General features: G+C 60.1%; 1 protein-coding gene. It reads right to left on the reverse strand.

Going from position 1 to position 930, the window contains the following annotated elements; translation table 11 throughout:
- Positions 1-190 precede the first annotated feature (190 nt).
- Positions 191-930 (reverse strand): IS6-like element IS6100 family transposase (locus ACOTX3_RS26105; RefSeq protein ID WP_116972370.1); only part of this gene is annotated, 740 nt, incomplete at its 5' end.

Here is a 930-nt window from a genome sequence, read left to right on the forward strand (position 1 = left end):
CGACTGCACCAGTTGATTGGGCGTAATGGCTGTTGTGCAGCCAGCTCCTGACAGTTCAATATCAGAAGTGATCTGCACCAATCTCGACTATGCTCAATACTCGTGTGCACCAAAGCGAGGTGAGCATGGCGACGGAGGCTCTGTTGCAAAGATTGGCGGCAGTCAGAGGTAGGCTGTCGCTCTGCGCCGATCAGGCGGCTGCTGCGAAATGGTGGTTGAGCATGCCCATGGCCTCCGTCAGCGCCGAGGGCCCAATGCCAAAAGCTCTCTCCACAAGGCGCACCTCGCCCCTGATGCCGGGCTGCAGGCACCAGGGGCGAGCCTGTCCTTTGCGCAGGGCTCGCATGACTTCGAATCCCTTGATCGTGGCATAGGCCGTGGGGATCGATTTGAAACCGCGCACCGGCTTGATCAGTATCTTGAGCTTTCCGTGATCGGCCTCGATCACGTTATTGAGATACTTCACCTGCCGGTGGGCCGTCTCCCGGTCCAGCTTTCCTTCGCGCTTCAATTCGGTGATCGCTGCACCATAGCTCGGCGCTTTGTCGGTATTGAGCGTGGCAGGCTTTTCCCAGTGCTTCAGGCCTCGCAGGGCCTTGCCCAGGAACCGCTTCGCTGCCTTGGCGCTGCGGGTCGGCGACAGGTAGAAATCGATCGTGTCGCCCCGCTTGTCGACTGCCCGGTACAGGTAGGTCCACTTGCCCCGCACCTTGACGTAGGTTTCATCCAGGCGCCAGCTCGGATCAAAGCCACGCCGCCAGAACCAGCGCAGCCGCTTCTCCATCTCCGGGGCGTAGCACTGGACCCAGCGATAGATCGTCGTATGGTCGACCGAAATGCCGCGTTCCGCCAGCATTTCCTCAAGGTCGCGATAGCTGATCGGATAGCGACAATACCAGCGCACCGCCCACAGGATCACATCACCCTGGA

Source organism: Enterobacter cloacae complex sp. IR5384, from assembly GCF_049237265.1.
Taxonomy (GTDB): Bacteria; Pseudomonadota; Gammaproteobacteria; order Enterobacterales; family Enterobacteriaceae; genus Enterobacter; species Enterobacter cloacae.